Raw genomic sequence first — 6,550 nt, forward strand, 5'->3', positions numbered from 1 at the left:
TCTGGAAGGCTGGGAAGCCCCTTTGTTAGATTTAAAGATGCCAGTTTGGACTCCAGGCTCTTACTTAGTGCGGGAGTATGCTCGACATTTACAAGATTTCTCTGCGGATAGGGGTAATCGTCTTTACCGTGGCGGAAACTGGCCAAGAATCATTGGCTAGTGGAAACTGGTGATGCCTCGGCTATCACTGTGCGTTATCGTATCTTTGCTAATGAATTAACGGTACGCACTAATCACTTAGATGCTAGCCACGGTTATTTTAATGGTGCTGCTCTGTTCTTCTTCATCCCAGGATTTGAACAACACCCTTGCCAGGTTACTATCGCGCCACCTAATCCCAATTGGCGGGTGACGACACCCTTACCAGCAGTGTCAGGCAAATTTAATACCTTCAACGCAAGGGATTTCGATACCTTAGTGGATAGTCCCTTTGAAATTGGTGATCATAAGCTCTATGACTTTGAGGTTTTGGGCAAACCCCATCAATTGGCCATCTGGGGAGAGGGGAATGCTGACCCACAACGGATTATTGAGGATACTAAGAAGATTATCCAGGTAGAAGCTGAGCTGTTTGGGGGTTTACCTTATGACCACTATTTGTTCTTGCTGTATCTAACTGGTAGTGGCTTTGGGGGACTGGAACATAAGGATAGTTGTTCGTTAATTTATTCGCGGTTTGGTTTTCGCGCAAAGGATAAGTACAATCGCTTCTTGCAACTGGTGGCTCATGAGTTCTTTCACTTGTGGAATGTTAAGCGGATCCGACCATTAGCCCTAGAAACCTTTGACTATGAAAAGGAAAACTATACGACATCGTTGTGGTTTTGTGAAGGAACAACCAGTTACTATGACTTATTGATTCCCCAACGAGCGGGTATCTATGATGCTAAGACGTTGTTAGAGAATTTGAGTAAAGAAATTACCCGGTTTTTAACTACACCAGGACGTAAGGTGCAGCCCCTGGATCAGTCGAGTTTTGATGCCTGGATTAAGCTTTATCGACGGGATGCAAACAGTGATAATAACCAAATTTCTTATTATTTGAAAGGTGAAATGGTGTCATTATTGCTGGATTTGTTAATCCGGGAGCGCCATGGAAATAAGCGTTCCCTTGATGATGTGATAAGAATTATGTGGGAGCAGTTTGGTAAAGGGGAAATTGGCTTTACTCCCCAACAACTGCGAGAGGTAATAGAATCGGTAGCAGAGCTAGATTTAAGTAATTTCTTCTCGAAGACTATTGAGGGTACTGGGGAATTGCCCTTCAATCAGTATCTCAAACCCTTTGGCTTACAAGTGGTGGCTGTGGATGAAGAATCTGTGCCTTACTTGGGGGTGAAGGTGAGAACTGACAATGGTCAGGACTGGATCCAGTTTGTGGAGATGGATTCTCCTGCGGCAGTGGCAGGAGTGGATGCTGGTGATCAGTTACTGGCTATTGATGGGTTGCGAGTCAATGGGGATCAATTATGCGATCGCTTAAAAGATTACAAAGCTGGTGATGTGATCGAGTTCAGTGTATTCCATCAGGATCAATTGGTCACTCTACCGATTACATTACGCAAATCTCAACCCAGTCGTTACCAAGTGATGCCAGTGAAAAATCCTACCAATGGGCAGCAGCAGAATTTTTCTGGGTGGTTAGGGGCATCTTTGGCCAAGATGAGTTGAGGGGTAAGCATTAAGCCGTCAGCTATCAGCTATCAGCCGTCAGCTATCAGCATTTAGCTATCAGCTATCAGTTTATGCGCAATGGGCTTTTACCCAGACTTTCAATTCTCATTAATCTCGAACTATTAAATTCTCCCGTTCGCGTAGCGTGACCATAGGCCTGCATAGGTTTATTTTAAGCTGACGGCTGACAGCTGACCGCACCTCAAGTAGCGTGCGCGTAGCGCATATGCTTACGAATTTCCTGCATCAGCTGTTCAGGAGTAACGGGTTGACATTTTCCTTCGGCAAACTCTTGTTGAGCTTCTTTAACATCTCTAATTCTCTCGGCTCTTCGGCGATCGCGAAGACGATTTATTAAAATACTAATTAGATTTTCTTGATCGTCTAAGGGCAGTTCATCGGCTGCTTCTAATATTTATGAAAAGGTAGTTTTTGTCATGATGCTTTGGATTTTACAGAAAATAAGTTTTCTTAATTATAGCAATTATCTCTACCATGAGGGACAAAGCGATCCCCCTAAATCCCCCTTAAAAAGGGGGACTTTGAGGTTGATAAGCGTACCTGATAAATCCAATCAACGCTATAGATTTTGTATCCACAGCGATCCCCCTAAATCCCCCTTAAAAAGGGGGACTTTGAGGTTGATAACTGTAGCTGATAAATCGAATAAACGCTATAGATTTTGTATCCACCACGATTTACCATTAGGATTTAAGAATTGATAATACCGGCTTACCACTACCAGCATGATTTGACACAGATAAGGAGTTCGATTGTAATGCTTCAAGCTTTACCAACATTTATAACTGTTGATCAGTTTATTACCCAGTATGGTGACAACGAACGCTATGAACTAATCGATGGGGAACTAATTGACATGGAACCTACGGGACCACATGAGGAAGTAGCAGGGTTTGTGGGACGGAAGTTAAATGTGGAGATTGACCGAGGATACCCAGATTATGTTATTCCCTACCGATGTCTGATCAAACTTTTAGCTACCCAAACAGCTTTTCGTCCTGATGTGATTGTATTAGATAGAACTCGGCTCGTAAATGAACCATTATGGCAAAAAGAGCCTGTGATTACGTTGGGAACCTCAATCAAGCTTGTTGTTGAAGTTGTTAGCACAAACTGGCAGAACGATTATGCTCGTAAGGTTGAAGATTATGCCATACTAGGTGTGCCTGAATACTGGATTGTCGATTATCTGGGCATTGGTGGTAGAGATTATATTGGTAAACCTAAACAACCAACCATTACAATTTGCACTTTACTAGATGATGAGTATCAAAAACAATTGTTCCGAAATGATGATGGTCTTGTTTCCAAAGTATTTCCGGATCTTAGTTTAACTGCTAACCATATTTTTGCATCTAGTCAAATTTAGATATTATTGTTAGATATATAGCAATTATCGTAGTCATGATGGACAAATGGAACCCCCTAAATCCCCCTTAAAAAGGGGGACTTTGAGGTTGAAAAGTGTACCTCATAACTGCGAAAAATTCTATATAATGGTAAAACCAGTGTATAAACGGGAGACAACATGAGTAGTGTCATATCAAAGCATATTGAAATTACACCGGGGGTTTGTGGTGGCAAGCCTCGCATTGCCGGTCATCGTATTCGGGTTGAGGATATTGTCATTTGGCACGAAAGAATAGGATTGTCGCCGGATGAAATTGTTTCACAATACCCTACTATTACCCTAGCGGATGTCTATGCTGCTTTAGCCTATTATCATGACCATTTTGAGGAAATCAGGCAACAGATTCGTGAGGATGAAGAATTTGCCCGTGATATGCAATAAAAAACACCTTCCTTGGTTCAGCAAAAGTTAAAGCAGTAAGATGCCCCAGACAATTATTATTTTATGGAATAGGGAATAGGGAACAGATAAGATCAAAAATATCTGTACATTATTACTATGAATATCTCTATATATAGCATTTTAAAATCAATTGAAGTGTGGCGACAGTTATTTCCAGAAGAAAACATTTCTTTAGATGAGTTATCAGAAAGATTAGAAGATTATTGTCTAAACCAAGCGATGGATGAGGCTAAGCTAACTCCTTTGTTAGACCGTGAAGCCGCACTAAAATACTTGGAGGAATCATACGGAAGGTTTATTTTAAGCTGACCGCTGACTGCTGACTGCTGTTCGCGCAGCGTGCGCGTAGCGCATATGCTTACCTCCCATTCAACTCTGGCTTCACCCAACAAGCCACTTCATGGTCAACACTTACTAATTCCAAGGTGGGATCGTTCTGCCAACATTTATCAATCACGAAAGGACAACGAGCAGCAAAGGGACAACCTTGGGGATAATTAGTTAAATCTGGTGGTAACCCTTCAATGGTCTGCAAACGCTCTTGGCGCTGTTCATCCAGACGGGGAATACTGTTGAGTAAACCAATCGTATAGGGATGGCGAGGATTTTTATAGATTTCCATCACCGATGCTTGTTCTACTACTTGACCGGCATACATCACTAAAATCCGATCCGCTAATCCCGCCAATAGCGCCAAATCATGGGTAATCCAAATCACGGCCATGCCAATTTCCTGGCGCAGTTTCTTGACTAATTCTACAATTTGGGCTTGGATGGTCACATCCAAAGCAGTGGTAGGTTCATCCGCAATCAGCAACTGGGGATTACAGGCTAATCCCATGGCAATCATGACTCGCTGGCGCATCCCTCCAGAAAATTGGTGGGGATAGTTACTAATCCGTTCCGCTGCACCAGGAATTCCCACTAATTCTAAGAGTTCAATTGCCCTAGATCGTCCTTGCTCTCGGGTCATTCCTTGGTGTAACCGTAGCGCTTCAGTAATTTGCCTTTCTACCTTTAGTACTGGGTTAAGGGAAGTCATGGGGTCTTGAAAAATCATAGCGATACGGTTACCCCGGATTTTCCGCATTTCCCCCTCACTAAGCTTTTGGAGGTCACGCCCTTCAAAAATGACCTCACCATTGGTAATCTTTCCAGGCGGAGAGGGGATTAGTCCCATAATCGACAGGGCGGTGATACTTTTACCAGAACCTGACTCACCAACTATCCCGAGGGTTTCCCCTTGATTGACCTGGAAGGAAATACCATTGACAGCATGGACAGTACCAGCTGGGGTGAAAAAGCGTGTTTCTAGATTACGAAGGTCTAGGATTGGTGACAAGGGAAAAAATTGAGTATTTTAGTATAGTTTATAGCAAAGGGAACAGGGAATAGGGAATAGGGAATAGGGAGTAGGGAGCAGGGAGCAGGGAGCAGTTAATAGGCAAGAGGCAAGAGGCAAGAGGCAAGAGGCAATAGGCAAGAGGCAAGAGGCAAGAGGCAATAGGCAAGAGGCAATAGGCAAGAGGCAAGAGGCAAGAGGGAAAAAATAATGTGTACCTCAAAGTCCCCCTTTTTAAGGGGGATTTAGGGGGATCCCTTTGTACCTCATCGCTATGATAAACGCTATATAAATGCTAGAGGAAAAGCGCTATCGTAGATTTCATAGTTTTCTACTCCCTACTCCCTACTCCCTACTCCCTACTCCCTAATTCTATAACAAGCATTCATCACATCTATTTTTAATAGTTGCTGCCCAACCAATAGCGGATTCTTCGGCATAAAATATAGCAGCGGGCAAATGACCTTTAGGAGCGTCTAAACTAAAGGTTAAGTGAGAATAATAATGCCAAGAATCGGCATCACCATTGCGCCATCCTACTAGATCGGCGAATTTATTATAATCTTGACTAACTTGCTGCCACAATTGAGATTGTACTCTAAATCCAAAATGACCTTGACTATACTGCTCCCAAAGATGATTGAGTGTTACCAAATCGTCGCAGGGAAAGTCTATTAGGTCGGATTCTCTGAGATAATTTAACCCTTGAAGCCATTCTTGCTCTTTTTTAGTAACGTCCTGCTGTTGTCTAATGGTTTTAGCTATGGATAATACAATTTTTTTGGTTTCCGCATCAGCAGCTTTCCACTGCACTTCCATCAATAAGGTCTTAAGGTGAGTGTAGTCTATTTTTAGATTAGTCATAAGTTTAGGGAGTAGGGAGTAGGGAATCGGGAATCGGGAGTCGGGAGTCGGGAGTCGGGAGTCGGGAGTCGGGAGTCGGGAGTCGGGAGTCGGGAGTCGGGAGTCGGGAATAGGGAACAGGGAATAGGGAACAGGGAATAGGGAACAGGAAAAAATCGTGAGGTGCGACCCGTGGAGAATTTAATTCTTAATGGTAAGAGCGCACCTATGTACTTTATAGTTATTAAAAACGCTGTAATCATTGTAATTATTACGATTGTAATTTTCAAGATTTTAATTGTATTTTTTTTATTTAATGTGCGATTAAAAATCAGCTAATCCATCAGGAATGTATAACTTAAAATATCGTTTTGTGTTAGAGTTAATTATATTAATATCTAGCAATTTTAATACCCATTAATTACACAGAATTTTTTACCGATTCCCGATTCCCGATTCCCGATTCCCGATGCCCGATTCCCGATGCCCGATGCCCGATGCCCGATTCCCGATGCCCGATTCCCGATTCCCGATTCCCTACTCCCTGCTCCCTGCTCCCTTTGCTCAACATTTACATAATTCAGAGTTTAATGAATTTTAATTAAATGTTCTAAATGTTGCTGGATTTACAGATAAAATACCCTTGGCCATAAAAATCAGCCATCACGTTGGAATAGATAATTACAGTTGTAAGCGTTCAGCTATCAGCTATCAGCTATCAGCTATCAGCTAATGCCCAAGCTACTTCAGGTGCTTATGCGCTATTGGCACGCTACTTGAGGAGTAGCAAACTGTTAATAAGAAAAGAGGTAAGCCTTCGGTTAATCGTAAGCATTCAGCCGTCAGCCGTCAGCCGT

Annotated in this window: 9 protein-coding genes and 1 pseudogene; 5 read left to right on the top strand and 5 right to left on the bottom strand. The window is 42.6% G+C overall.

Features of this window, described 5'->3' with window-relative positions:
* A pseudogene (locus F6K20_RS19495) lies at nt 1–1,671 on the top strand (M61 family metallopeptidase); the annotation flags it as partial.
* 205 nt (nt 1,672–1,876) lie between these two features.
* Here F6K20_RS19495 and F6K20_RS40740 read toward each other — a convergent pair.
* Entirely contained in the window at nt 1,877–2,089 is a 213-nt protein-coding gene (locus F6K20_RS40740) for a hypothetical protein (protein WP_502708056.1), read from the bottom strand.
* A gap of 363 nt (nt 2,090–2,452) precedes the next feature.
* Between F6K20_RS40740 and F6K20_RS19500 the strand changes: the two genes are divergently transcribed.
* The 3 genes from F6K20_RS19500 to F6K20_RS19510 all read left to right on the top strand — a co-directional run bounded on the left by F6K20_RS19500 (nt 2,453) and on the right by F6K20_RS19510 (nt 3,817).
* Nucleotides 2,453–3,064, top strand: a complete 612-nt coding sequence (locus F6K20_RS19500; protein WP_287249948.1) for a Uma2 family endonuclease — start codon at nt 2,453–2,455, stop codon at nt 3,062–3,064.
* 159 nt (nt 3,065–3,223) lie between these two features.
* On the top strand, nt 3,224–3,487 hold the full coding sequence (locus tag F6K20_RS19505; protein ID WP_287249951.1) for a DUF433 domain-containing protein: 264 nt from the start codon (nt 3,224–3,226) through the stop codon (nt 3,485–3,487).
* A gap of 117 nt (nt 3,488–3,604) precedes the next feature.
* A complete protein-coding gene (locus F6K20_RS19510; protein WP_008185606.1) occupies nt 3,605–3,817 on the top strand; it encodes a RelB antitoxin-like protein in 213 nt (70 codons plus the stop codon).
* Nucleotides 3,818–3,866: 49 nt separating this feature from the next.
* Here the strand turns inward: F6K20_RS19510 and F6K20_RS19515 are convergent, their stop codons facing one another.
* From F6K20_RS19515 to F6K20_RS19530, 4 genes are all read right to left on the bottom strand, one after another.
* Nucleotides 3,867–4,850, bottom strand: a complete 984-nt coding sequence (locus F6K20_RS19515) for an ABC transporter ATP-binding protein (protein ID WP_008185604.1) — start codon at nt 4,848–4,850, stop codon at nt 3,867–3,869.
* 28 nt (nt 4,851–4,878) lie between these two features.
* A complete protein-coding gene (locus tag F6K20_RS19520; RefSeq protein ID WP_287266250.1) occupies nt 4,879–5,073 on the bottom strand; it encodes a hypothetical protein in 195 nt (64 codons plus the stop codon).
* 149 nt (nt 5,074–5,222) lie between these two features.
* Nucleotides 5,223–5,714: a GUN4 domain-containing protein gene (locus F6K20_RS19525; RefSeq protein ID WP_008185602.1), complete on the bottom strand. Its 492-nt coding sequence runs from the start codon at nt 5,712–5,714 to the stop codon at nt 5,223–5,225.
* Nucleotides 5,711–5,956, bottom strand: coding sequence for a hypothetical protein (locus F6K20_RS19530; RefSeq protein ID WP_154659828.1), 246 nt, complete (start codon nt 5,954–5,956; stop codon nt 5,711–5,713). Before F6K20_RS19530 ends, F6K20_RS19525 begins: the two co-directional genes overlap by 4 nt.
* Nucleotides 5,957–6,162: 206 nt before the next feature.
* Here F6K20_RS19530 and F6K20_RS19535 point away from each other — a divergent pair, with 206 nt between their 5' ends.
* Nucleotides 6,163–6,294: a hypothetical protein gene (locus F6K20_RS19535; RefSeq protein ID WP_287266251.1), complete on the top strand. Its 132-nt coding sequence runs from the start codon at nt 6,163–6,165 to the stop codon at nt 6,292–6,294.
* Nucleotides 6,295–6,550: the final 256 nt, after the last annotated feature.

This window comes from Moorena sp. SIO2C4, assembly GCF_010672485.1.
GTDB classification, from domain to species: Bacteria; Cyanobacteriota; Cyanobacteriia; order Cyanobacteriales; family Coleofasciculaceae; genus Moorena; species Moorena producens.